General features: G+C 66.3%; 20 protein-coding genes and 1 riboswitch. Of the genes, 9 read left to right on the top strand and 11 right to left on the bottom strand.

Annotated elements, in window-relative coordinates; genetic code table 11:
* A partial coding sequence (locus tag NF876_RS35150) for an aldehyde dehydrogenase family protein (protein ID WP_262272730.1) occupies window positions 1-837 on the bottom strand: 837 nt, incomplete at its 3' end.
* A gap of 2 nt (window positions 838-839) precedes the next feature.
* Window positions 840-2,036, bottom strand: a complete 1,197-nt coding sequence (locus tag NF876_RS35145) for a fumarylacetoacetate hydrolase family protein (protein ID WP_262272729.1) — start codon at window positions 2,034-2,036, stop codon at window positions 840-842.
* A gap of 292 nt (window positions 2,037-2,328) precedes the next feature.
* Here NF876_RS35145 and NF876_RS35140 point away from each other — a divergent pair, with 292 nt between their 5' ends.
* The 3 genes from NF876_RS35140 (at window position 2,329) to chrA (ending at window position 5,474) form a co-directional block, all read left to right on the top strand.
* Window positions 2,329-3,117 (top strand): LOG family protein, encoded by a 789-nt coding sequence (locus NF876_RS35140; RefSeq protein WP_262272728.1) that lies wholly within the window; start codon window positions 2,329-2,331, stop codon window positions 3,115-3,117.
* Between the two features lie 133 nt (window positions 3,118-3,250).
* Window positions 3,251-4,075, top strand: a complete 825-nt coding sequence (locus tag NF876_RS35135) for a chromate resistance protein ChrB domain-containing protein (RefSeq protein WP_262272727.1) — start codon at window positions 3,251-3,253, stop codon at window positions 4,073-4,075.
* Between the two features lie 13 nt (window positions 4,076-4,088).
* Window positions 4,089-5,474 (top strand): chromate efflux transporter, encoded by a 1,386-nt coding sequence (gene chrA / locus NF876_RS35130; protein ID WP_262272731.1) that lies wholly within the window; start codon window positions 4,089-4,091, stop codon window positions 5,472-5,474.
* A 42-nt stretch (window positions 5,475-5,516) separates the two neighbouring features.
* Here the strand turns inward: chrA and NF876_RS35125 are convergent, their stop codons facing one another.
* The 5 genes from NF876_RS35125 to NF876_RS35105 all read right to left on the bottom strand — a co-directional run bounded on the left by NF876_RS35125 (window position 5,517) and on the right by NF876_RS35105 (window position 11,898).
* Window positions 5,517-6,296, bottom strand: a complete 780-nt coding sequence (locus tag NF876_RS35125; protein ID WP_262272726.1) for an SDR family oxidoreductase — start codon at window positions 6,294-6,296, stop codon at window positions 5,517-5,519.
* 23 nt (window positions 6,297-6,319) lie between these two features.
* Window positions 6,320-7,231 carry a dihydrodipicolinate synthase family protein gene (locus NF876_RS35120; RefSeq protein ID WP_262272725.1) on the bottom strand — a complete coding sequence of 304 codons (912 nt, stop codon included), beginning with the start codon at window positions 7,229-7,231 and terminating at the stop codon, window positions 6,320-6,322.
* Between the two features lie 96 nt (window positions 7,232-7,327).
* Window positions 7,328-7,501, bottom strand: a complete 174-nt coding sequence (locus NF876_RS35115; protein ID WP_173949999.1) for a hypothetical protein — start codon at window positions 7,499-7,501, stop codon at window positions 7,328-7,330.
* A 210-nt stretch (window positions 7,502-7,711) separates the two neighbouring features.
* Window positions 7,712-10,498 carry a phosphoenolpyruvate carboxylase gene (gene ppc, locus NF876_RS35110; RefSeq protein WP_262272724.1) on the bottom strand — a complete coding sequence of 929 codons (2,787 nt, stop codon included), beginning with the start codon at window positions 10,496-10,498 and terminating at the stop codon, window positions 7,712-7,714.
* Between the two features lie 89 nt (window positions 10,499-10,587).
* Window positions 10,588-11,898 carry an Hsp70 family protein gene (locus NF876_RS35105; RefSeq protein ID WP_262272723.1) on the bottom strand — a complete coding sequence of 437 codons (1,311 nt, stop codon included), beginning with the start codon at window positions 11,896-11,898 and terminating at the stop codon, window positions 10,588-10,590.
* A 184-nt stretch (window positions 11,899-12,082) separates the two neighbouring features.
* Between NF876_RS35105 and NF876_RS35100 the strand changes: the two genes are divergently transcribed.
* The 4 genes from NF876_RS35100 (at window position 12,083) to NF876_RS35085 (ending at window position 17,941) form a co-directional block, all read left to right on the top strand.
* A complete protein-coding gene (locus NF876_RS35100) occupies window positions 12,083-14,440 on the top strand; it encodes a Tex family protein (protein ID WP_262272722.1) in 2,358 nt (785 codons plus the stop codon).
* A gap of 46 nt (window positions 14,441-14,486) precedes the next feature.
* Window positions 14,487-14,594, top strand: a riboswitch (TPP riboswitch).
* 70 nt (window positions 14,595-14,664) lie between these two features.
* Entirely contained in the window at window positions 14,665-15,669 is a 1,005-nt protein-coding gene (gene thiB, locus NF876_RS35095; protein ID WP_262272721.1) for a thiamine ABC transporter substrate binding subunit, read from the top strand.
* A gap of 9 nt (window positions 15,670-15,678) precedes the next feature.
* Window positions 15,679-17,253, top strand: coding sequence for an ABC transporter permease subunit (locus tag NF876_RS35090; RefSeq protein WP_262272720.1), 1,575 nt, complete (start codon window positions 15,679-15,681; stop codon window positions 17,251-17,253).
* Window positions 17,240-17,941, top strand: coding sequence for a thiamine ABC transporter ATP-binding protein (locus NF876_RS35085; RefSeq protein WP_262272719.1), 702 nt, complete (start codon window positions 17,240-17,242; stop codon window positions 17,939-17,941). The genes NF876_RS35090 and NF876_RS35085 overlap by 14 nt, the downstream gene beginning before the upstream one ends.
* 115 nt (window positions 17,942-18,056) lie before the next feature.
* Here the strand turns inward: NF876_RS35085 and NF876_RS35080 are convergent, their stop codons facing one another.
* The 4 genes from NF876_RS35080 to NF876_RS35065 form a co-directional block, all read right to left on the bottom strand.
* Complete coding sequence (locus tag NF876_RS35080; RefSeq protein WP_262272718.1) at window positions 18,057-19,148, bottom strand: ABC transporter ATP-binding protein; 1,092 nt, start codon at window positions 19,146-19,148, stop codon at window positions 18,057-18,059.
* Between the two features lie 25 nt (window positions 19,149-19,173).
* Window positions 19,174-20,007 (bottom strand): carbohydrate ABC transporter permease, encoded by an 834-nt coding sequence (locus tag NF876_RS35075; protein WP_262272717.1) that lies wholly within the window; start codon window positions 20,005-20,007, stop codon window positions 19,174-19,176.
* 7 nt (window positions 20,008-20,014) lie between these two features.
* On the bottom strand, window positions 20,015-20,977 hold the full coding sequence (locus NF876_RS35070) for a carbohydrate ABC transporter permease (RefSeq protein ID WP_262272716.1): 963 nt from the start codon (window positions 20,975-20,977) through the stop codon (window positions 20,015-20,017).
* A 73-nt stretch (window positions 20,978-21,050) separates the two neighbouring features.
* Window positions 21,051-22,340: an ABC transporter substrate-binding protein gene (locus tag NF876_RS35065; RefSeq protein WP_262272715.1), complete on the bottom strand. Its 1,290-nt coding sequence runs from the start codon at window positions 22,338-22,340 to the stop codon at window positions 21,051-21,053.
* A 386-nt stretch (window positions 22,341-22,726) separates the two neighbouring features.
* On the opposite strand from NF876_RS35065, the gene NF876_RS35060 reads away from it, so the two are divergent.
* Both NF876_RS35060 and NF876_RS35055 read left to right on the top strand, forming a co-directional pair.
* The gene (locus tag NF876_RS35060; protein ID WP_262272714.1) at window positions 22,727-23,611 is read left to right on the top strand and encodes a glucosamine kinase nucleotide-binding domain-containing protein; all 885 of its coding nucleotides are present in this window, start codon (window positions 22,727-22,729) and stop codon (window positions 23,609-23,611) included.
* Window positions 23,604-24,389, top strand: coding sequence for a GntR family transcriptional regulator (locus NF876_RS35055; RefSeq protein WP_262272713.1), 786 nt, complete (start codon window positions 23,604-23,606; stop codon window positions 24,387-24,389). Before NF876_RS35060 ends, NF876_RS35055 begins: the two co-directional genes overlap by 8 nt.
* Window positions 24,390-24,541: the final 152 nt, after the last annotated feature.

Here is a 24,541-nt window from a genome sequence, read left to right as displayed (position 1 = left end):
CTGGCCGGTGGAGAAGAAGGCGCTGTTGACCGCGCATTCCACGGCGACCTTCAGGTCGGCATCGTCGAGAACCACCATCGGGTTCTTGCCGCCCATCTCGAGCTGAACCTTCTTCATCGGGTCGGCCGTGATGCAGGTCTGGGCGACCTTGCGGCCCGTCGGCACCGATCCGGTGAACGAGATGGCCGACACCTTGGGGCTCTGGAGCATGGCTTCGCCCACCACCGAGCCGCGCCCCATCACCAGATTGAACACGCCCGCCGGCACGCCGGCCTGGATGATGATCTCGGACAAGGCATGGGCCGAACCCGGCACGAGATCGGCCGGCTTGAACACCACCGTGTTGCCGTAGGCGAGAGCCGGGGCGATCTTCCACGCGGGGATCGCAATCGGGAAGTTCCAGGGCGTGATCAGGCCGACGACGCCGACCGGCTCGCGGGTGATCTCCACGTCGATGAACGGCCGCACGGACGGCACCTTCTCGCCGGCCATGCGCAGGCACTCGCCGGAGAAGAACAGGAAGATCTGAGCGGCACGGGTCACCTCGCCGATGCCTTCCGGCAGGGTCTTGCCCTCCTCGCGGGAGAGCAGGCGGCCAAGCTCCTCCTTGCGGGCAAGGATCTCGTCGCCCACGGCCTTGAGAATGTCGTGACGCTGCTGGATCGAGGAGCGCGACCACGCCGGGAAGGCATCGTACGCCGCCGCAATCGCGCGCTCGGCCTCCGCCACAGAGGCGCGGGCATACTCGCCGACCACGTCGTTCGTGTTCGACGGATTGACGTTGGCCGAGGCTTCCGTCGCCGACAGCCACTCGCCCGCAATATAGTTCTTCGTCATCGTTAACCTGCCTGTCTGGTGTTGAGGAGGCCCCGTTGGGCCAGGTTGGACATGAGAGCGCTGATGCCGAAGGTCCACGGCTCGCATTCGGAGCTCGGCTTCATGCGGTTGACCAGCGCTCCAAGCTTGGGAGCCGCGATGGTGACGATGTCGCGGCTCTTGTGCGTGAAGCCCATGCCGGCCTCGTCCCGGTCCTGCGTGGGCGCGAACATCGTCCCGAGAAAGAGCGCGAATCCATCCGGGTACTGATGGTGGGGACCGATGGTCTGGGCAACGAGATCCTCGGGATCGCGGCTGATCTTCGTGATCGACGAGGAGCCTTCGAGCCTGAACCCGTCTTCACCCTCGACCGTCAGCGTCACCGTGGTCCGGCGCACGTCGTCGAGCGAGAAGGTTTCATCGAAGAACCGGATGAACGGTCCGACGGAGCACGATGCGTTGTTATCCTTCGCCTTCGAGAGCAGCAGCGCTGAGCGGCCTTCGAAGTCGCGCAGGTTCACATCGTTGCCGAGGGTGGCCCCGACGATCTTCCCCTGAGCCGTGACGATCACCACCACCTCGGGCTCCGGATTGTTCCAGGTGGATTTGGGGTGCAGGCCCGCATCCATGAAGGTGCCGACGGCCGAGAGCGTCGGAGCCTTGGTGAACACCTCCGCGTCGGGTCCGATGCCGACCTCGAGATACTGGCTCCACGCTCCCTGGGCGACGAGAACCTCCTTGAGGGCCATGGCCTCGGCCGACCCGGGCTTCAGACGGCTCAGATCGTCGCCCACGAGCCGCAGGACCTCGGCCCGGATGGCCGCGGCCGCGCTGGCGTCGCCCCGTGCCCGCTCCTCGATGACGCGCTCCAGCATGGACACGGCGAAGGTGACGCCGGCTGCCTTGATGACCTGGAGATCAATCGGCGCCAGGAGCCAGGGTTTGGACGAATCACGGCTGTCCGGGGCCGTATTGCCGAGGATCTCTTCGAGCGACCCGATCCTCTCGCCCCTGGCCGCCTTCACCGCGTGTGCAGGATCCTCGAGAGCCGCAAGGCCGCTCACCGTCGGATAAGTCGAGGAAATATCGACGAGCCCGTCTTCCCTGACGGCGACCACGGAGGGTCCGATCCCAGGGCGCCAGACTCGTCCGACAAGAACTCCTTGCCATCCATCGTCCGGCAGAACTCGGGCTAACGTCGTCGAAGAAAAATGGTCCATTGGCTGGCGCTCGCTTCCTGTTGGGGCCGTTTTCCGCCCTTCCCGTGTGCGCCCTTGATATAGCCACCGTGGCGCGAGCGGCTATAGGGAAAATGACTTTCCCGGGCTCTGATCGGGAGAATGGGCGGAACAAATCCGGCTCGTGTTCCGTTGCGCCGCGCGTCAACGGGAGCACTCCCGACCGGGATATTCCACGTTGTGGACCCTGGAGGATGCCGGCGCCCGACCGGGACGGGTTAACCGGAGTCGAAAACTGTGCTTTGTGCAGGCCGCATGACAGGAGTCCTATTCCATGGTTGACAGCAAGCCTTCAAATGCCGCGAGCCTCAACTCGCCATCCTACCGGCTGGCCGCCATGGACCAGGACTTCCTCCTGGGCGATTCCATGCGAGGGGTCCGGTTCATGCTGGAATATGCCAAGGCCGAGGAGAGCTTGCGCACCTGGGGTGTGCGATCGACCATCGTTGTCTTTGGCAGTGCCCGCGTTCATGAGGACGGCCCCGGAAAGCACCCATTCTGGTACGCGCAGGCCCGCGCCTTCGGGGCCATCGCGTCCGAGCGGGGCGGCGCCCTGACCGTCACCAGCGGCACGCGGGACAACGTGATCGCGACCGGCGGCGGCCCAGGCATCATGGAGGCGGCGAACAGGGGGGCCTTCGACGTCGGCGCACCGTCGATCGGGTTCAACATCACGCTGCCGCATGAGCAGGAGCCCAATGCCTATTCGACTCCGGACCTGACCTTCCGCTTTCACTACTTCGCCATGCGCAAGATGCACCTGGCCATGCGGGCCAATGCGCTCGTGGTGTTCCCAGGCGGGTTCGGCACCCTGGACGAATTGTTCGAGATCCTGACCCTTCGCCAGACCGGCAAGGCCCCGCCCCTGCCGATCGTCCTCTTCGACAGGGCCTATTGGCAGTCGGTCATCAAGTTCGATGCCCTGCTCGAGCACGGCATGGTGAGCGAGCACGACCGCGGGCTCGTGAACTTCGCGGAGACGGCCGAGGATGTGTGGGTGTCTCTCATCGAGAACGGCCTCGTCGTTCAGACCTTGGAGAGGGATGCCGAGCCGGATTTCTGAGGGCCGGACGCGGATCGAATTGATTTGACAAAACACGGGGGTTGAATTGTGATCCCTGTCATGGGGATCGCGATCTCCCCACGAGGCGACATGCCCAAGCATCGCATCCGCTCTCGACCGTTACGGATGCACCATGTCGTCATTCAACACCATCTCTCCTGAAAAACTGGCGCGCCTCGTCGGCACGCCCAAGTGCCCTCTTCTCATCGATGTCCGCACCGACGAGGACTTTGCAGGCGACCCCCGCCTCATTCCCGGCTCCCGGCGGAGGTCCTTCGAGACGGTCGCCGAATGGTCGGTTGGCCTTGAGGGCCGGACTGCCGTCGTGATCTGCCAGAAGGGGCTGAAGCTCAGCCACGGGGTCGCGGCCTGGCTGCGCCATGCAGGCGTGCCGGCGGACTCCCTCGAGGGCGGAGCGCTGGCCTGGGCACAGGCCGGGTTGCCCATGGTCCCGGCGGACCGGGTTCCGGCGCTCGATCGGCAAGGAAGGACGGTCTGGGTTACCCGCTCGCGACCCAAGATCGACCGGATCGCCTGCCCATGGCTGATCCGCCGTTTCGTCGATCCCGATGCCGTCTTCCTGTTCGTCCCGACCTCCGAAGTCCAAGGCGTGTCGGAGCGCTTCTCGGCAACGCCCTTCGATATCGAAGGCGACGACATATTCTGGAGCCATCGCGGCGAGCTCTGCACCTTCGACGTCATGGTCGATGAGTTCGGGCTGTCCACCGCACCGCTGAAGCGGCTCGCCACCATCGTCCGAGGGGCCGACACGGCGCGGCTCGACCTGGCGCCCGAAGCGCCCGGGCTGCTCGCCGCCTCCCTGGGCCTATCCCGCATGTACGCGGACGACCTCGCCCAAGTCGAAGCCGGGCTTCTGCTCTATGATGCCTTCTATCGCTGGTGCCGTGATGCGACCGACGAAACGCACAATTGGCCTGCGAGAAAGCCGGGGGCATGACGTGAACGAAACAATGCGAGAACCCGGGGAAGCCAAGGGGCAAGCTCTGGCGGACCACGGCGTCTCTCTCGGCGAGGCGTTCCGCGTCTGGCTGCGCGTGGCGGCCCTGAGCTTCGGCGGGCCCGCGGGGCAGATCGCCGTGATGCACCGGATCCTGGTGGAGGAGAAGCGCTGGATTTCCGAAGGACGGTTCCTCCACGCCCTCAACTACTGCATGCTGCTGCCAGGCCCGGAGGCCCAGCAGCTTGCCACCTATGTGGGTTGGCTCATGCACCGCACCCTCGGCGGGATCATGGCGGGAGGATTGTTCATCCTGCCCGGGATCATCGCCATCATGGGTCTCAGCTGGGTCTATGCCCTCTACGGCAAGATCGGCATCGTGGCGGCGCTCTTCTTCGGCCTCAAGGCCGCCGTGCTGGCCATCGTGCTGGAGGCCGTGGTCCGGATCGGCCGGCGGGCGCTGAAAAACCGCATCCTGATCGGGATCGCCGCGGCAGCCTTCGTGGCGATCTTTTTCCTCGACGCGCCTTTTCCTCTGATCATTCTCGTTGCCGGGGTGCTGGGCTTTCTCGGCGGGCGGGCGGGTCTCCCGCAGTTCGAAGCCGGCGGACACGGCGCGGACGCGCAGGACGGCGGCAATCGTCTCGGGGAGCATCGTCCCGCCCACGCCACGCCCAGCGCACGGCGAAGCGTGCGTGTCGCGGCGACCTGGCTTGCGCTCTGGCTCGTGCCGGTCCTGGCTCTCCTGCTGATCCTCGGCCGCAACGACGTCTTCAGCCAGATCGCGGTCTTCTTTTCCAAGATGGCGATGGTCACCTTCGGGGGCGCTTATGCGGTTCTGGCCTATGTGGCCCAGCAGGCCGTGGAAACCTACGGCTGGCTGCATCCGGGCGAGATGCTCGACGGACTCGGCATGGCGGAAACCACGCCGGGCCCGTTGATCATGGTGCTCCAATTCGTGGGGTTCATGGCGGCCTTCCGGGACGCAGGCTCGCTTCCTCCGCTCCTCGCAGGCACGCTCGGCGGCCTCCTGGCCACATGGGTGACCTTTACCCCCTGCTTTCTCTGGATCTTCCTGGGGGCGCCCTACATCGAGATCTTACGCGGCCACAAGGCCCTGAGCGGCGGCCTCGCGGCGATCACGGCCGCCGTGGTGGGCGTGATCCTGAATCTTGCCGTCTGGTTCGGGATTCACACGATCTTCGGCCGGGTTCGGACGTTGGAATGGGGGCCGCTCAGTCTCGATATGCCCGAATGGGGCAGCGTCGATGGATGGGCGCTGCTGCTCGCAGGGGCGGCCGTCATCGCCATGTTCCGCTTCAGGATCGGCATGCTGCCGACGCTTGCGGCGACGTCCATCGCGGGGATCGTCCTGTACTGGACGGGGATGATCGCCTGAACGGGCGAGGCGGAAGACCGCCTCGCCCGGTGTCGAACCGGATCAGGTGGTCGACGAGATCTGCCCGCCGTCGACGCGCAGGATCGAGCCCGTCATGAACGAGGCCTTCTCGCTCGCCAGGAAGACGGCGGCGGCCGCGAATTCCTCGATCTCGCCGTAACGGCCCGCCGGAATGCCCGCGCGGGCTGCGTGCGCCACATCCTCGACGGAGCGGCCGGTGCGCTCCGCATTGGCGGCGTCGAGCTGCTTCAGGCGATCGGTGGCGATGCGGCCGGGCGCGACGGCGTTCACGGTAACGCCCGAGGCGGCCACTTCGCTCGCGAGCGTCTTGCCCCAGCCGACGAGCGCGGGCCGGATGGCGTTCGAGATCGCGAGGTTCGGGATCGGCTGGATCACGCCGGACGAGATCACCGAAATGATGCGGCCGAATTTCCGCTCGATCATGCCGGGGAGGAGCTGATCGGCGATCCGCACGAGGTTGACGAACATCGCCTCGAACGACTGGCGCCACTGATCGGACGACACCCCTTGCGCTTTGCCGGGCGGCGGCCCCCCGCTGTTGAGCACGAGAATGTCGACCCCGCCGAGCGCTTCCGTCACATCCTTGACCAGGGCATCGACCTGATCGACCTTGCCGGTATCGCAGATGAACGGCAGGACGTCCCTGCCGATCTTGTCGGCGGCCGCCTTCGATCCTTCCATCGTGCGGCTGGCGATGGCGACCCGGGCACCCTCCTCGGCCAGACCTTGCGCGATGCCGAAGCCCAACCCCTTGCTCGCGCCGAGAACGAGCGCGCGCTTTCCCTTCAATCCTGTTTCCATGCGTGAAAACTCCCCTTGTTCGTTCACGAGCGCTCGATGCGCTCCATCAGCCATTCGATGTCGGCAATGGTTTCCGGGCTCAGCTTCGGTCCGGGCTTGCGCAGCGTATCGGATGCGATGATGCCGCGCCGCTTCAGCACGTACTTGCGCACGGCAAGGCCTATGCCGGGCTGCGTCTCGTAGCGCACCAGCGGCAGATGGCGGTCGAAGAGATCGTGCGCCTCCGCGCGCCTGCCCTGGTTGACGAGATCGACCACGCCGACCAGCATCTCCGGGTAGGCATAGCCTGTCATCGCCCCATCGGCGCCCCGCTCCATCTCGAAGGGAAGGAACATGCCGCCATTGCCGCAGAGAATGGACACACGGCGCACCTGACCGGCATCGCTCGCGCGGCGCAGCGCCGTGATCTTGTCGAGGCCCGGCCAATCCTCGTGCTTGAGCATCACGCAGGACGGGCTCTGCTCGATGATGCGCATGATCACCTTCGGGGTCATGACCACGTTGGTGGTGAGCGGGTAGTCCTGGATCACCCAGGGCACGTCCGGGCCGATGGCCTCCACGGCATCCGCATAATAGGAGACGATCTGATCGTCGGTCTTCAAGGTCGAGGGCGGCGCGATCATGACGCCGGCGGCGCCCGCATCCATCACCTTGGACGACAGGCCCGACATGGCGGCGAAGCCGGCCGCCGACACCCCGACGATGACGGGAACGCGGCCCGCCACCGTGGCGATGACCTGCCGGGCGAAGGCCAGCGCCTCATCGGCCGCGAGCTTGGGCGCCTCGCCCATGATGCCGAGGATCGTCAGCCCGGTCGCGCCGGCTTTCAGATAGGCCTCGACCATCCGGTCGGTCGAGGCGACGTCGACCCGCCCGTCGCTCTCGAAGGGCGTGGGGCAGATGACGTAGACGCCGGCGGCAGAACTCGTAAGCAAGACTTCCTCCTAGGCAAAGCGGGCAAGAGTGCAGGAACCTCCATACACCCGCTTTCCGTCCGGCGCACCATCTTAGCCGCAGCCGGCTCTTCGCCTTTAGCTGCGCCCGGATCCGCTCTTCTTGCCGCCGCCGTCCTGCTTGTTGACGGTCGCCCAGGCGCGCCTCTCGGCCTCCTTTTCCGAGAGGCCGCGGCTCTCGTAGGATTCCTCGATGTGCTCGGCCTTGCGCTTCTGCTTGTCGGTATAGGCGGACTTGTCACCGCGGGACATGGCATTCTCCTCTCGGGCTGGGTTCCTCAGATGCATTCGACCGGGAATGCATGATCCAAGACTCAACCGGGAAGCCGGCGGGTGGTTCCGCAACTGTGTTTCTTAGCGCATCGTGCGGAAAAGTGGATCCGGTTTTCTGCGCCGAACGATGCGCCAGCCAAGAGTGGAGCATCGGACCCAACAGTGGATCCACTTTTCACGTCCGATGCTCTAGCCGCTGTTGCGCAGGCCCGCCGCAATGCCGTTGATGGACAGGTGGATGCCCTGCACGACCTGCTCGTCCGCGTCGCCGGAGCGGTGACGCTTCAGCAGTTCGATCTGCAGGTGGTTCAGCGGGTCGAGGTAGGGGAAGCGGTTCCGGATCGAACGGGCCAGGAGCGGATTGCCGTCGAGCAGGGATTGCTGCTGCATGATGGCGAGCAGCTGCCTGATCGAGTCCTCCCATTCGCGGCGCAGGCGCGGGAAGATGGCCTCGCGCAAGGCGTCGTCCGCAACGAGGTTCGCATAACGTGAGGCGATCGCGATGTTGCTCTTCGCCAGGACCATGTCCATGTTCGAGAGCAGCGCCTGAAAGAACGGCCAGTCGCGGTACATTTCCTGCAGCAGCGCCAGGCCGGTATCGGGCCGCTTTTCGAGCCACTCGTTCACCGCGGAGCCGAAGCCGTACCAGCCGGGGAGCATGAGGCGGCACTGGGCCCAGCCGAACACCCATGGGATGGCACGAAGATCCTCGATACGCCGGGAGTTCGTGCGCGACGCGGGCCGGCTGCCGATGTTCAGGTTGGCGATCTCGCCGATGACGGTCGATTCCCAGAAATAGCGCTCGAAGTCTTCGGTCTCATAGACGAGCGCCCGATACGCCTTGAAAGCGCTGTTCGAAAGCTCCTCCATCGCCTTCAGGTACTCTTCGCGCGGGGCGGACTGGCCCGAATGCAGAAGAGTGGCCTCGAGCGTGGCCGCGGCGAGGATCTCCAGATTGCGGCGCCCGAGATCCGGATTGGAGTATTTGCCCGCAATCACCTCGCCCTGTTCGGTGATCCGGATGGCGCCCTGCACGGCCCCGCCCGGCTGCGCCAGGATCGCCTGATAGCTCGGTCCGCCGCCTCGGCCCACGGATCCGCCGCGACCATGGAAGAGCCGAAGCGCCACGCCGTGGCGCCTGAACACCTCGATCAGCTCGATCTCCGCCTTGTAGAGCTCCCAGCCGGAGGTGAGGAAGCCGCCGTCCTTGTTGCTGTCGGAATAGCCGAGCATCACCTCCTGGGCCTGTCCGCGGCTGCGCAACAGGCGCATGTAATCCGGCAGGGCGAACAGCGCATCCATCACGCCGCTGCTGTTGCGCAGATCCGCGATGGTCTCGAAGAGCGGGATGATGTTCACATCCATCTCGCCGTCGCGCGGACGCAAGAGGCCGGCCTCCTTCAGGAGGAGAGCGACCTCCAGGATGTCGGAGGGATCGCTCGCCTTGGAGATGACGTAGTTCGGCACGGCCGCGCGGCCATAGCGCCGATGGGCCTCGGCCGCTTCGTGAACGATGGCCAGTTCGGATGCGGTCTCCGGCGAATAGTCGAGGTAGGGCGACATGAGAAGGCGCGGCGTCTGAAGTTCTTCCAGAAGCAAGGCAACGCGCTCGTCTTCCGGCAGTCCTTCATAAGCGGTTCCGGGATTGGCCTTTTCAAAAAGTTCGGCCACCACACGCTGATGGACGTCGGAGTTCTGGCGCATGTCGAGACTGGCCAGATGGAACCCGAACACGCTGACGGCGCGGCGCAGTTTGCGCAGGCGGCCACGTGCGAGCGATCCTGATCCGTTCGAGCGCAGGGAGCGGTGAAGGATCGAGAGATCGCCTTCGAACTCCTCGATGCCGCCATAGGCTGACGCCTCGCCTACCGCATGGCGCGCCACATCGCCGTGCCCCAGCCGGGCTGCGGTTGCCGCAAGGCGCGCGTAGATGCCCGTGATTGCCCTGCGATAGGGCTCGTCCTGGCGATGGGGCGAGGGATCGGGAGAAGCCTTGGCGAGGGCCTGGACCTCGTCGGAGACGTTCACGTACCGCCCGTCGAGCGACAGTTCGGCGCCCAGGCAATGGAGCTCCTCGAGGTAGAAGCCGAGGGCGTGCTTGCTCTGCAGCAGCAGGGCCTGCCGCAGGGCATCCGCCGTCACGAAAGGATTGCCGTCGCGGTCTCCGCCGATCCAGCTGCCCATGCGCAGGAAGGAGGGCAGCTCCACGCTCTCCCACAGGGGATCCATGGCCGCAAGCTGATCCTCGAGGGAGGCATAGACCCGAGGCAGTTCCTTGAAGAACGTGTAGTCGTAGTACGACAGGCCGTTGTTGACCTCGTCGATCACCTTGAGACGGTTACGCCGCAGGATGCTCGTCTGCCACAGGGTGAGAATGGCACGGCGGAGGCTTTCCTGGCAGGAAGCCTCCTCGTCGGGCGTCAGATGCTGCCGATCCCGCTGCGCCAGGATCTGGGAGATTTCCATCTCACGGTCGATGGTGCTCTTGCGGCGCACCTCGGTCGGATGCGCGGTGAGAACGGGACAGACGAGTGCGGAGGCGAAGACGGCCTGCAGGGCCGAATGGCTGATGCCCGCCTCCTGGATGAGCTTGAGGGCTCGTGCCAGCGTCCCCTCGCGCGGTGCCGCAGCCTCCATGGCGTGAGCGCCCGCCATCGCGTGGGCGCGGGAGCGGCGGACATGGTGCTGGTCCTCGGCGATGTTCGCCAAGTGCGAGAAATAGCTGTAGGCCCGGATGATCTGGTTGCTGCGCCCCCGCGAGAGGCTGTTCAGGATCGTCTCGAGCTCGCGGCGGGCCGCGTCATCCTCATCGCGGTGGAAACGGATCGAAGTTTGGCGGATGCGTTCCACGATCTCGAAGGCAGCCTCCCCTTCCTGCTCGCGGATCGTGTCTCCGAGGATGCGCCCCAGGAGCCGGATGTCGTCGCGAAGGGGAAAATCCTTCTCGGGTGTGACGTCGGGGTTGATCAGGGACATGGGAGGGCTCCCGCTTCGCGCGTTTGCTGCACTGCGAAATAAAACCCTTTGCTGCCCTACGGCAAGTGTAATTTTATTTTAAAATCCGCCTAATTCATGACGGCCCAACGCTCCGGTCGGTCCGTCTGCCCGATAAGGGCCAGACCATAGGCGATGGACTCGAACTGGTCTGCGGAGGTCAGCCGGGTCTCGCCGAAACGATCGACGAACAGGCGACGGATGGCTGGAACGAACGAGGTGCCGCCGGTCAGGAACACGCGCTCGATCTCCTCGGGTCTGACGCCGGCCGTCGAAAGAGCCTCGTCGACCGTTCCGGCGATCCGCTCGACGTCTTCCGCGATCCACGACTCGAAATCGGCCCGCGTGATCTTCGCCTCGACGTCGACGCTCTCGCCCCGGAACCGGAACGTCGTCTCCTCCTGGTTCGAAAGCGCGACCTTGGCCGAAGAGACCGCCCGGTAGAGGGCAAAGCCGAGATCGTACTCGATGATATCGATGAATTTCTCGAGCGGTTCGGGCTCCACGGCGACGCGGGCCAGTTCCCGCAGTTCCTTGAGATCGCCGCTGCCCTTCATCATCGCGAGATGGTTCCACCGGGCCAAATTGGCATAATAGTGGTTGGGGATCGACAGGATCTTTCCCATGGAACGATAGAGCCCACCTTTTCCCAGGCGCGGGGACACGACCTTGTCGACGACCCGGTAATCAAAGGCGTCCCCGGCGATTCCGATGCCGGCATGCCCCAGCGGATCGGCCCGCAGCACGCCTCCTTGCCGGGCAAAGCGCATGACCGAGAAGTCGCTGGTGCCGCCGCCGAAATCCGCCACCAGGACGGTGGCGTCATGATCGAGCTGGCGCGCATAGAAGAAGGCGGCCCCCACGGGCTCGTAGACGTAGCGCGCCTGCTCCGCCCCGAGCCGGCTGAAGGCCGTCCGGTAGCGCTGCATGGCGAGACCGTCGTCCGGATTGTAGCCCGCGAACTGGACCGGCCGTCCGATGACGACGTTCCGCGCGCCCCAGTCGAGCCGGGCGCCGCCATGGCGCACGAGCGTGCGCAGGAAGGCGCTCAGCAGGTCCTCGAAGGCATAGCGTTCGCGGAAGATCCGGGTTTCCTTGAACGTCGCGCTGGCCGCGAAGGTCTTGAACGACTGGATGAAGCGGTGAGCATGGAGCCCGTCCAGGAACTGCTCGATCGCCCAGGGGCCGCCCTCGACTTCGGTGCGCAGGCCGTTGCCGTGCCGCTCGTCCCAGAAGCACAATGCCGTGACGTAGACCTTGAGGCGCTCGCCCCCGTGCTCGAAGGTCAGGGCCTCCACGTGTCCGTTCCGGTCCGCCAGGGCCACGACCGTGTTGCTGGTGCCGAAATCGATGCCGATGGATAAATCGTCGGAGAGGGGCATGGTGACCTCGGGAGCAGCCGAAAGGGCCGGACGGTCTATACGCCAAGGCTTCGCCTGCCAAGCAGAAATGTCAAAACACTGTCTTCCCTAACGGCACTGCGACCCCGGTGCTGTGGACGGGCCGTTGACCCGGTGGCGTCCCGCACCGTAGAAGCCGCGCCTTACGCCTTATTCGGAGACTTTCATGCTATCCATCGGTCAGCGCATCGCGAACGAACTGAGTGTTCAGGAATGGCAGGTCAAGGCGGCCATCGAGCTGCTGGACGGCGGATCGACCGTTCCCTTCATCGCACGCTACCGCAAGGAAGTCACCGGCACCCTGGATGATGCCCAGCTGCGCACCCTGGAGGAGCGCCTGCGCTACCTGCGCGAGCTGGAGGACCGCCGCAAGACGATCCTCGACAGCGTCCGCGAGCAGGGCAAGCTCACCGACGAGCTGGCGCTCCAGATCAACACCGCCGACACCAAGGCGCGCCTCGAGGATCTCTACCTGCCCTACAAGCCCAAGCGGCGGACCAAGGCGCAGATCGCCCGGGAGGCGGGCCTGGAGCCATTGGCCGACCTGCTCCTGGGCGAGCCCGGCCGCGAGCCCAAGGAAGCGGCCGCCGCCTTCGTGAATGCCGAGAAGGAGGTCGCCACCCCGGAGGCTGCCCTCGAGGGCGCCCGCTCGATCCTCGTCGAGCGCTTCGCGGAGAATGCGGAGCTCCTGGGAGCCCTGCGCGAGATTTACTGGGAGCGCGGCAGCCTCACGTCGAAGGTGCGCGACGGCAAGGCGACCGAGGGCGCGAAATTCGCCGATTACTTCGACTTCGCCGAGCCCCTGCCGAAGCTCCCCTCCCACCGGATCCTCGCCCTGTTCCGCGGCGAGAAGGAGGAGATCCTCGACCTGCGCATGGAGGAGGACAAGGACGCCGCCGAGCCCGGCTATGTCAGCCGCTACGAGGGCCGCACGGCGCTCGCCTACGGGATCGTCGATCAGGGTCGTCCCGGCGACAAATGGCTTCTGGACACGGTTCGCTGGGCCTGGCGCACGAAGCTGCGGTTCTCCATCGAGCTCGACATGAAGATGAAGCTCTGGCAGCTGGCCGAGGACGAGGCCGTGAAGGTATTCGCCGGCAACCTGCGCGATCTGCTTCTCGCGGCTCCGGCCGGCGCGCGCCCGACGCTCGGCCTCGATCCGGGCTACCGCACCGGCGTGAAGGTGGCCGTGGTGGATGCGACCGGAAAGGTCGTGGCGACCGATACCGTCTACCCGCACGAGCCGAAGCGCCAATGGGACGAAGCCCTCGCGACGCTGGCGCGGCTCTGCCGCGTGCACAGGGTCGAGCTCGTGGCGATCGGCAACGGCACGGCCTCGCGCGAGACCGACAAGCTCGCGGCCGAGCTGGTGGCGAAGCACCCGGACCTGAAGCTCACCAAGATCATGGTGTCGGAAGCCGGTGCCTCCGTCTATTCCGCCTCCGCCTTCGCCAGCCAGGAACTGCCGGATCTCGACGTCTCCCTGCGCGGCGCCGTCTCCATCGCGCGCCGCCTGCAGGACCCCTTGGCGGAGCTCGTGAAGATCGACCCGAAATCCATCGGCGTCGGGCAGTACCAGCACGATCTCGCCGAATACAAGCTCTCCCGCTCCCTCGACGCGGTGGTGGAGGATTGCGTGAACGCGGTCGGGGTCGACCTCAATACCGCCTCGGCGCCGCTGCTCGCCCGGGTCTCGGGCCTCGGCGAATGGGTGGCGCAGAACATCGTCTCCCACCGCGATGCCAACGGACCGTTCAAGACCCGCAAGGCGCTCACCAAGGTCTCCGGCCTTGGCCCGAAGACCTTCGAACAGGCGGCGGGCTTCCTGCGCATTCCGAACGGCGACGACCCGCTCGATGCCTCGGGCGTCCATCCGGAGGCCTATCCGGTCGTGCGCCGCATTCTCGAAGCCACGAAGAGCGACATCAAGGTGGTGATCGGCAACGGCGCCGTGCTGAAGAAGCTCAACCCGCAGAGCTTCACGGACGAGAAGTTCGGCGTTCCGACCGTGAAGGACATCCTGAGCGAGCTGGAAAAGCCCGGCCGCGACCCGCGGCCCGAATTCAAGACCGCCACCTTCATGGAGGGCGTGGAGAAGATCAGCGACCTGAAGCCCGGCATGGTTCTGGAAGGCGTCGTCACCAACGTGGCCGCCTTCGGGGCCTTCGTCGACGTGGGCGTCCACCAGGACGGGCTCGTGCACATCTCGGCCCTGGCCGACACCTTCGTGAAGGACCCGCGCACCGTGGTGAAGCCGGGCGACATCGTGAAGGTGAAGGTGCTCGAGGTCGACGTTCCGAGGAAGCGGATCTCGCTCTCCATGCGCATGAGCGACCCGGCCGAGAAGCGCTCCGCCGGCCGCCAGGACGACAACCGGGCGGCATTCCAGAAGCATCGCGCGCAGACGGAGCGGAAGCCGGCCCCGCAGGCGCCCGCCTCCGGCGGCGCCCTGGCCGACGCCCTGCGCCGGGCCGCGATGGCGGGCGGCAAGGACAGTGGCAAGGACAAGGGAAGCCGGAAGTGACCGCGACGGGGCGGCTTGTGGCCGCCCCTGAACTGCTCTAGAAGCAAAGCGTCTCACGGGGAGCCTCGAGACGAGGCTGAGAGGTGGCGAGGCCACCGACCCGTCGAACCTGATCCGGGTCATGCCGGCGGAGGGAATGAGCATGCGACATCGCCACGACAGCCATGCCCCGTGCGACCTGCGCCGCCAGACCGGCCTGCCTCATGCATGGGAGCGCCCTTAAGATGCTACGCCGACTGCTTCTCACCCTTGTTTCCCTCGGGCTGGCGACAGGCCTCGCCCACGCCCAGACCAAGCCGACGCTGACCGTCTACACCTACAGCTCGTTCGCCGGGAAATACGGCCCCGGCAAAACCGTCAAGGAGCGCTTCGAGGCGACCTGCGGCTGCGAGCTGAACTGGGTCACCGCCGAGGACGCGGGCAGCCTGCTCGGGCGGCTGCGGCTCGAAGGCGAGAACACCAAGGCCGACGCGGTGGTCGGCCTCGACATGAACCTCGTCGCCGAGGCCCGCTCGCTCAACCTCTTCGCGCCGCACGGGGTGGATGTGAAGGACCTGACCCTTCCCATCGCATGGAATGACAGCACCTTCATCCCCTTCGACTGGGGCTATTACGCCTTCGTGTACGACGCCAACAAGCTCGCCCATCCGCCCAAGAGCCTGCAGGAGCTCGTCGACGATCCCAACGGTCCGAAGGTGGTCCTGCAGGATCCGCGCACCAGCGCCCCGGGCCTCGGCCTGCTGCTCTGGATGCAGAAAGTCTATGGCGACCAGGCCGGCGAGGCCTGGGGCAAGCTCAAGCCCCGCATCGTGACCTTCACCAAGGGCTGGTCCGAAGCCTATGGCCTGTTCCTGAAGGGCGAGGCCGACATGGTGATGTCCTACACCACGTCGCCCGCCTATCACATCGCCGCGGAGAAGAAGGACAACTACAGGGCCGCGGCCTTCGCCGAGGGACACTACCTTCACGTGGAGCTCGCCGGCATGACCCGCACCTCGAAGCAGCCGGACCTCGCCAGGAGATTCATGGCCTTCATCCTCAGCGAGCCGTTCCAGTCGGCCATGCCCGAGGGCAACTGGATGATGCCGGCCAAGACCCCGGCCTCCGGCTTGCCCGCCGCCTTCAAGGATCTGGTTCAGCCGAGCCGGGCGCTTCTCTACACTCCGGAGGACGTGCAGCAGAACCGCCGCGCCTTCACGGATGCCTGGCTCAACGCCACGGCCCGCTGACCGGCGATCATGACGCTGAAGCCGCCCCATCCCGGAAGTCTCGTGGCCTTCGCCATCCTGGCTCTGGTGGCGGGCGGCTTCATCGCTCTCGCGACCGTCGACGGAGGGACGCCCACGCTTCTCTCCATCGGCCCCTATCTCTGGCGGGTGCTTGCCTTCTCGCTCATCCAGGCGACCCTTTCGACCGTGCTGTCGCTGGCGCTCGGGATCGGCCTGGCGCTGGCCCTCGCCCGCCGCCGGATTCCGGGACGCGACATCGTTCTGGCCATCCTCGGCTCCACGATGGTGATGCCGACGATCGTGGCGGTGTTCGCAGTCTTCGCGGTCTATGGCCGCAGCGGATGGCTCGCCGACGCACTGGCCGTCCTCGGCTGGACCGGAGGCTTCAGCATCTTCGGCTATCCGGGCATCCTCATCGCCCATGTGTTCCTGAACGGCCCCTTCGTGGCCCGGATCACCCTCGATGGATTGAACCAGGTGCCGGCGGAGCACTGGCGCCTCGCCAGTGCCCTCGGGTTCACGCCTGTCCAGATCTTCCGCCATCTCGACTGGCCGGTGCTGCGCGGGGAGCTGCCGGGCGTCGCCGGGCTCATCTTCCTGATGTGCTTCAAGAGCTTCGCGATCGTGCTGGCGCTCGGCGGGGGGCCTGGCCGCTCCACCCTGGAAGTGGCGATCTTCGAGGCTCTGAAGATCGATCTCGATTTCGGCCGCGTCGCCTGGCTGGCCCTGATCCAGCTCGCCATCTGCCTGTCGATGACGGCCCTGCTCCATTGGGCCTTCACGCGCCCGCCGGTGGGCCACACGATCCGCAGCCTGGCCCATCGCCCCGACGCGAAGGACCGGGGCCTGAAAATCCTCGATGCGGTGGTGCTCGTCGTCAGCGGCCTGTTCATCGCGCCGCTCGCCTTCAGCGTGCTGACGGGCTTGCGCCGCCTGCCCGCGGTGATCGACGCGGATCTGCTGCGGGCCTTCGTCACGAGCCTCGCCATCGCCGGTGCGGCCGCGCTCCTGGCGTGCGGCCTGGCCCTGGCCCTGGCGTCCGCGGCGCGGCGGCGGCGCATCGTGCTCCGTTCCCCGCGCAGCGCCGCCTTCTACGATCTCCTGCCCGACGCGCTGCTCGCCGTGCCGCCCTTCGCCCTGACCGCGGGCCTGTTCCTGCTGATCAGGCGCTTCGGCGATCCGTCCACGGCCGGCCTCATCCTGCTGCCGCTGATCAACGGGCTGGCGGCCGTGCCCTTCGCCTATCGCTACGTGGCGCCCCGTCTCCTCACCACGGAGGAGCGCTACGGCCGCATGGCGGCCTCCCTCGGCATCACCGGATGGTCGAAGCTCACGATCATGGATTGGCCGGTGCTCAAGCGGCCCCTCGCGGCGGGCTTCGCCCTCGCCATGGCCCTGTCCTTCGGCGATTTCGGCATCGTCGCGCTCTTCGGCGGCACGGACCTGGTGACCCTGCCCTATCTTCTCTACGAGCGCCTCGGCGCCTACCGGCTGGACGAGGCATCAAGCGTCGGCCTCGTCATCGTGCTCGTCGCCGTCCTTCTCGCTCACGCTTCAGGTCGCCTGTCCGATGCTCGTGATTGACAACTGCCGCCTGACCTGGCCCGATTTCACGGCGGATTATTCCCTGTCCGTGCCGACCGGAAACCTGTGCGCGGTCATCGGCCCGTCGGGGGGCGGCAAGACGACCCTGCTCCACATGATCGCCGGCTTCGAGCGCCCTGAGCGCGGGACATTGACCTTCGACGGACGGGACCTTCTGCCCCTCGAGCCGGCCAAGCGCCCGGTGGCGATCGTGTTCCAGGACCACAACCTGTTTCCCCACCTGAGCGTGGCGCAGAACGTCGGCCTGGGGCTGCGCCCCTCCCTGCGGCTGAGCGCGGAGGAGAGGGCTCTCGTGGGCGAGATGCTGGATGCGGTCGGGCTCGCAGGTTTCGACGAGCGCAGGCCGGGGGAGATGTCGGGCGGGCAGCGCCAGCGGGTCGCTCTGGCGCGGGCGCTCGTGTCCGGTCGTCCCCTCATTCTGCTCGACGAGCCGTTCAGCAGTCTCGATCCGGCCCTGCGCCGCGACATGATCCTGCTCGTCGACGCCTTGCGCCGCAGGCGTTCCGTCACGATCCTGATGACGATCCATACGCCCGAGGACGTGGCCGATCTCGCCGACCAGATGGCCTTCGTGGCCGATGGGCGGGTCGTCGCGTCGGGCCGCCCCGCGGAGATCCTCGACGGCGCGCTCGCCCCCCGGATCGCGGCGGCCGTCTCGGATTCGTGAGAGGCGTCGGTTTCCACCTGTCACACTGGGCCTGTGCCGGTGATCCCGATGACGAAAAGCACCGAGCCTCATCACGTCATGGCCGGGACGAGCCCGGCCATGACCGGAGAGAGCGTCACCCCCGCCCCGCCAGGACCGACACGCCGGACGCATCGAAGACGTGGAGCGCCCGGGCCGGCACATGGGCCGTGTAGGCGCCGCCCGGGGTCGCGTCGGTCTCGCCGGGCGCGCGGACGATCACGTCGTCGCCGCTGGCGAGCCTCATGTAGACGTAGCTCGACTCGCCCAGCTGCTCGATCGCATCGATGGTGCCGCGCAAGGGCGCGGCGTCGGCTCCCCCCTGCTCCATGTGCTCGGGCCGGATGCCGACGGTCACCGGATCGCCGGGAGCCAAAGCGCCTGCGCGCACCGTCACGACGGCTTCCGTGCCGGCGAACCCGAGGGTGGCGCTCCCGCCTTCCAGCCTCAGAACCTGCCCCTTGATGAAGTTCATCCGCGGCGAGCCGATGAAGCCGGCCACGAACAGGTTGCCGGGATGGCGATAGAGTTCGAGCGGCGCGCCCACCTGCTCGATCCGCCCGTGGTTCATCACCACGATCTTGGACGCCAGCGTCATGGCCTCGACCTGATCGTGGGTGACGTAGATCATCGTCGCGCCGAGGTCCCGGTGGAGCTTGGCGATTTCCAGCCGCGTGTTGACGCGCAGCGCCGCATCGAGGTTCGAGAGCGGCTCGTCGAAGAGGAAGACGCTCGGGTTGCGCACGATCGCCCGGCCGATGGCCACGCGCTGGCGCTGGCCGCCCGACAATTCGCGCGGCTTGCGGTCGAGAAGCGGCGTGAGCTTCAGGATCTCGGCCGCCTGCCGCACCCGGCGGTCCACCTCGGCCTTGTTCGTCTTGGCGAATTTCAGCCCGAAGGCCATGTTCTTGTAGACGTTCATGTGCGGATAGAGCGCGTAGGACTGGAACACCATGGCGATCTTGCGGTCCGCCGGCGGCAGCTCGTTCACCCGCCGGCTGTCGATCCGGATCTCGCCGCCGCTCACGGTTTCCAGCCCGGCGATGATGCGCAGAAGGGTGGACTTGCCGCAGCCGGACGGGCCGACGAAGACCACGAACTCCCCGTCGGCGACCGAGAGATCGATGTCGCGCAGGATCTCCGTGGCTCCGAAAGACTTGGCAACATTGTGCAGGGAAACGTCGGCCATCGCGGTCAATTCCTGAAAGAGGGCGTCACTTCACGGCGCCGGCCGTGAGGCCGCGCACGAGGTAGCGCGAGAAGAGAAGGTAGAGGACGAGGACCGGGGCGATCGCGAGCGTCAGGGAGGCGAGAACCGCATTCCAGTCCGTCACGTACTGGCCGATGAACTGCTGCACGCCAAGGGTGATCGTCTGCTTGCCGTCGCCGGGCGCGAGGATCAGCGGGAACCAGAGATCGTTCCAGACCGGCACCATGGTGAACACGGCGACCGTCGCGATGGCCGGGCTGATCAGGGGCAGGATGATGCTGGCGAAGATCCGGTACTCGCTCACCCCGTCGCAGCGGGCGGCATCGCGCAGGTCCTTGGGGATCTGCTGGATGAACTCGCCCAGGATGAGGATCGCGAGCGGCAGCCCCTGGGCGACGTAGACCAGGATGAGCGCGGTCAGCGTGTTGACGAGGTTCAGCTCCACCATCATGCGCAGGATGCTGACGCTGCCGAGCCGGATCGGCACCATGATGCCGACGGCGAGGTAGAGCGCGATCAGCGTGTTGCCGGTGAACTTGTACTCGGTCAGCGCCCAGGCGGCCATGGCCCCGATGAGGACGATCAGCACCAGCGAGACCAGGGTCACGGTCAGGCTGTTGAAGAAGTAGAGGCCGAAATCCGCATTGGCGAAGACCCGGTCGAACCCGATCGTCGTGAAGGTCTGGCCGTTCGGAAGGCCGAGGGGGTCGGCGAAGATCGCCCGCCGGGTCTTGAACGCGTTGACGAGGATGAGCAGGATCGGCCCGAGTGCCAGGATCGTGTAGAGGATGAGCGCCACATGGACGGCGATGCGGCCGGGTCGGATGGTGGGTCCCATGGCGTCCTCAGAACGTATGCCGCTGCAGCCGCCGCTGCACGCCGAAGAGATAGATCAGCACGCCCACCAGGATGATGATCAGCATGGCGGTCGCCACCGCGGCCCCCATGGTCGGGCTGCCGACCTGAAGCTGGAAGCCGAAGAAGGTGCGGTAGAAGAACGTGCCGAGGATGTCGGTCGAGAAGTTCGGCCCCGCGAGCGCGCCCTTGATCGCATAGATCAGGTCGAAGGCGTTGAAATTGGCCACGAAGGTGAGGATCGACACCACGCCGAGCGTCGGCAGGATCAGGGGCAGGCGCACGAACCAGAACACGCTGAACGGGCCCGCCCCGTCGACGGTGGCGGCATCGAGCAGGTCGTCGGGGATGTTCAGGAGCGCCGCATAGATCAGCATCATGGGGATGCCGACGAACTGCCAGACCGAGATCAGCGAGACGGTCAGAAGGGCGGTCGATTCCTGGCCGAGCCAGGGACCGAAGAAGCTCCCGAGGCCGACGGCCTTCAGGAGGCTCGGCGCGATGCCCCAGAGCGGATTGAGGATGAGCTGCCAGATGAACCCGATGATCACCACGGACAGCATGGTCGGCAGGAAGATCAGCGTGCGGTAGACGCTCCCGCCGGTAAGCCGCGGCAGGCTGAGCAGCATGGCGAGCCCGAGGCCGATGCCGTTCTGCACCACCATGTGGATCAGGAAGAAGATCAGGTTGTTGCGGAACGCGTTCCAGAACTGGCCCGACCAGTTGGGATCGGACAGAAGCGTCCGGAAATTCTCGAGGCCGACGAAGCTGCGCGCTCCCGTCTCGTCGCCCGCATAGAGGCTCAGGCGGATCGTGTCGATCAGCGGATAGATCGAGAACAGGGTGTAGATCGCCAGCGCCGGCGCCAGGAACACCGCGATATGGACGGGAAAGCGCGAGCGGGCGGGCACCGCATCGGCCGACTGAATCCGTGAAGCCGTAAGATCCGTCATGCTGCTCCGGGCCGAAGGAGAATGGAAAGACGGGCCGCTTTCGGTGAGCGGCCCGCCTCGCTGCTTTCAGCCCTTACTTCTTGTGCGGCTCGTACCAGCTGGCGAGCCCGTCCTCGGCCTTCTTGGCCGCCTCTTCGGGCTTCATGCTGCCGTTCATCACCTGGGCGCTCACGTTCCAGAGCTCGTTCTCGAGATTGGGCGTGCCGCGGGACAGGATCTGATAGGAGTTGCGGATCGAGCTTTCGCAGGTGCCGCGCCAGCCGACGAACTTGGCCGCCACCGGGTCCTTCACGTCGACCTTCGCCTTGGAGAGCGGGAAGAAGCCCGGCAGCTCGTTGGCGTAGATGTCGGCGAATTCGGGCGAGGCCACCCAGGACAGGAAGGTCTTGGCGGCTTCCATGTTCTTCGACTTGGCGTTGATTCCGATCGCGATGTCGGTGTGATCGCTGATGTAGCACTTGTCGCCGTCCTTCACGACCGGCGGCGCGAAGGCGTCGAACTCGAAATCGGCCTGCTTGCGGAAGATCGGCACGTCCCAGGAGCCGGCCGGATAGATCGCCGCGCGGCCGAGGGTGAACAGGTTCTGCGTGTCCGGATACTTCTGGGACTTGTAGCCGTCGCCCATGTAGGGGGTCCAGCTCGCCAGCTCCTTGAACACGTCCACATAGGCCGGATCGGTGAACTTCTGCTTGCCTTCGATCAGCGCCTTGCGGCCCTCCTCGCCCTTCCAGTAGTTCACGCCGATGTTCTGGAAGCCCATGGTGGCGGCCTCCCACTGGTCGGCCGTGCCCATGGCGATGGGCGTGTACTTGCCGTCGGCCTTGATCTTGTCGAGCACCGCGTGGAACTCGGCCACGGTCTTGGGCGGCGTGAGCTTCAGCTCGTCGAAGATCTCCTTGTTGTAGACGAAGCCGTGGATCACGGAGGCCATCGGCATGCAGAAGGTGGTCTTGCCGTCGTCCGTCGACCAGGCGCTCTTGGCCACGTCGGAGAAGTTCTCGATGCCCTTCACGTCGTTGACGGAGACCAGATTGCCCTTCTTGAACAGGTCGAGGGAGGCGTCGAACGGACGGCAGGTGATGAGGTCACCCGCCGTGCCGCCGGCGAGGCGCGCGTTGAGAGCGGCGTTGTACTCGGTCGGCGGATCGGCCTTGAACTGGACCTTGATGTCGGGATGCTTCTTGTTGAAGGCCGGAATGATCTTGGTGTTCCAGACATCCGCATCGTCGTTGCGCCAGCTCTCGATGGTGAGCGTCTGGGCCGAGGCGGCATGGGCGAAAGCAAGAGCCGCCGCGGCCACCGAGGCGGTCGCAAGCAACTGTCCTGCACGGCGCAGGAACGCTTTCGAGTGAGGTGTCGTCATCGTGTTCATCCTCCGTGACCGCGGGGCCTGAGAACGCCCCAATATTTTGTGTCCCTCTGACTGCCCCATGCCATTCTTGTTCGCGTTCTGCGCGCTCCGGCGGGCCAGCGACACTGTTCCACCGGAACGCTCATGGGACAAGTGACCTCATATTGGTATCGGCAAAATTCAAAGACAACTCCTCTTTGGCGGCGCCGGCCACAATTTGCCGGCTCCTCTTTTTGGAATCTCTGCGCTCTTTCGCCAGAGGCCGAGCAGGAGGCCGAACCAGGAGGCCGGAGGCTGTGGACAAAGGGCGTGAGTATTGCGGGCCGCGCCTCTTCCCGAACTGGACATTAAGTGGCATGGTGCCTGTCCGTAAGATCGCTCCCCGAGATCCGTTTCGCATGTCCGACCTCCTGTTCCTTGGCATTGACGGCGGCGGCACCAAGTGCCGGGCCCGGCTGCGCGATGCGCGGGGAGCGCTCCTGGGCGAAGGAACCGGGGGGCCGTCCAACATCCGTCTCGATCCCGATGTGGTCTGGACCTCGATTCTCACCGCCTGCCGCGAAGCCCTCGGCCAGGCGGGGCTCTCCGAGGGCGACCTCGCGCGGATCCATGCCGGGATGGGGGCCGCCGGCGCCGGGCAGACCAGCGCGGTCGAACGCCTCCTGGCCCGCCCCCACCCCTTCGCGTCCTTCGAGATCGAGACCGATGCCCACACCGCCTGGCTCGGGGCCTTCAACGGCGGCGACGGCGCCATCCTGATCGTCGGCACCGGCTCCTGCGGCTATGGCGGCACCAGCGGCCAGTGCCACTACGTGGGCGGCTGGGGCTACGAAATCTCGGACGAAGGAAGCGGCGCCGCCATCGGGCGCGAACTCCTGCGCCGCTGCATCTGGGCCCATGACGGGCGCGCCGCGCCGACGCCGCTCTCGGACGCGGTTCTCGCCGAGTTTGACAACGATCTCGAGATCCTGATCGACTGGGTCGGCAAGGCCCGTCCGGCCGATTACGGCCGCTATGCGCCCCTCGTCCTGCGGCATGCCGAGAAGCGCGATCCTCTCGGCATCGCGATCATCGAGGCGGCGGCGGCCGGCCTGAGCGCGATCGGCACGCGCCTGCTCGATCTCGGCGCCCCGGCCATCTGCCTGTTCGGGGGCCTGGCGGAACTGCTTCGTCCCTGGCTGTCGCCGCCGGTCCAGCGCACCATCGCGGCGCCCATGGCCGACGCGCTCGACGGCGCCATCCTCCTGGCCCGCATGGCACGTCGGAGAGACGGCCATGAGTGAACCGACCGGCGATCCGCTCGCCTTCGTGCCACTCGACGAGGGCAATCCCACGCCGCTCTATCTCCAGCTCCAGCAATCCATCGAGGACGCCGTGCGCAAGGGCGCGCTCAAGGCCGATGCGGCCCTGCCCGGGGAGCGGGATCTCGCCAAGCAGCTGGGCATCTCGCGCGTCACGGTGCGCAAGGCCATCACCGGACTGGTGCAGAAGGGCGTGCTCGTCCAGCGTTGGGGCTCGGGCACCTTCATCGCGCCCCAGATGCGCCTCGAACAGCCCCTCTCCCGCCTGTCGAGCTTCACCGACGACATGTCGGCCCGCGGCCTGACGTCCTCGGCCGTGATGCTGAGCCGTTCGACCGGCCCGGCCTCCACCGACGAATTGATGGCGCTCGGTCTCTCGCCGGGCGATCTGGTAAGCCGCGTCAACCGCCTGCGCCTCGCCAACGGCATTCCCATGGCGATCGAGAACGCGGTCCTGCCGTCGAGGGTCCTGCCCGATCCGTCCCTGGTCAAGCAGTCGCTCTACGCGGTGCTGCACGAGCAGGGCTTCATGCCGACCCGCGCCCTGCAGCGGCTGCACGCCGTTCTCCTGAACGAGGAACAGGCCTCCCTGCTCAGCGTTCCGCCTCAGAGCCCGGCCCTCTACATCGAGCGACGTTCGTTCACCGCCGCGGGCGAGGTCGTCGAGTTCACCTCGTCCTATTACCGGGGCGACGCCTATGATTTCGTGGCCGAGCTGACCATCAGCCAGCCCGAACGGATGCACCATGATGATGCCTGACACCCACGCCAACGTCCTGACGGCCATGCTGCGCGAGGCGCAGGAAGCCCCGCAGGTGGTCGCGCGCCTGCTCGAGAGCAACGCTCCCCTGTGCCGCGCCCTCGGCGAGCGCCTGCGCGCTGAGCCGCCGCCTTTCGCCGTCACCTGCGCGC

The sequence above is a fragment of the Microvirga yunnanensis genome, from assembly GCF_025460875.1.
The sequence above is the reverse complement of the archived record's forward strand: the minus strand, read 5'-3'. Positions and strand labels throughout refer to the sequence as shown.